The sequence below is a fragment of the Streptomyces viridosporus genome (assembly GCF_002078235.1).
GTDB classification, from domain to species: Bacteria; Actinomycetota; Actinomycetes; order Streptomycetales; family Streptomycetaceae; genus Streptomyces; species Streptomyces viridosporus.
The window spans coordinates 1-749 of record NZ_MSGP01000564.1; the positions used below are offsets into that span (position 1 = coordinate 1).

Below are 749 nucleotides of genomic sequence, written 5' to 3' on the forward strand. Positions count from 1 at the left end.
TGCCCCTGCTGCGCGGCGGCGGGGGGCTGCGTTCCTACGTCCCGGGGGCCGCCCGGGGGCACGACGCGCTGCTGACGGACGGTCACCTGGGGCAGGGGGCGCTGGGCGCGCCGGGGACGTACGCCGACTCGCCGCTCGCGCCCGGCCGCCTCGAGGGCGAGGTGCCCGTCGGGACACCTCCCGGGGCGGCGGTGACGGATGTGCGCGTCACGGCGGAGGACGGCACCTTCGTCCGGTTGCGGGACCGGCTCGGCCGGGGTGCGCTGCTGGTGGTGCTGATCGCGCCGGGCACGGGGGTGTGGGAGCGCAGGCACTGGATGTCCGCCGGGATCATGCCCCGGCTGGCGGCGGCCGTCTCGGCGTTGCCGCACCCGGCCGAGTTGCTGGTCGCCGAGAGCTATCCGGGAGCGGCGGCCCACACCGTGCTGCTGGTACGCCCCGACGGCCATCTGGTGACGGCACTGGGCGGGGTCCGTCCGGCGGATCTGTACGCGGCGGCGGAGGCGGTCGTCGGAGGACCGACGGAGACCAGGGCGAAGGCGGGGGCGGAGGCTGGGGCTGCGACGGGCTGAGGTCCGTGACGAGGGCCGGCTCGCGCCGAATCCGGTCGTGTCGTCCTCACTGTGCGCCCGGAGGCTCGTACGCACGGAGGCTCGTGCGTCCGAAGGACCCTGCGTGCGAAAGCTCCTGCGTCCGAAGGACCGTGCGTCCGCATGGTGAGGACAGGTTGAAGCGATATGCCGCTTCAT

Annotated in this window: 1 pseudogene; it reads left to right on the forward strand. The window is 74.9% G+C overall.

Features of this window, described 5'->3' with window-relative positions:
• Positions 1 to 572, forward strand: a pseudogene (locus B7L92_RS32580) (FAD-dependent monooxygenase); the annotation flags it as partial.
• Positions 573 to 749: the final 177 nt, after the last annotated feature.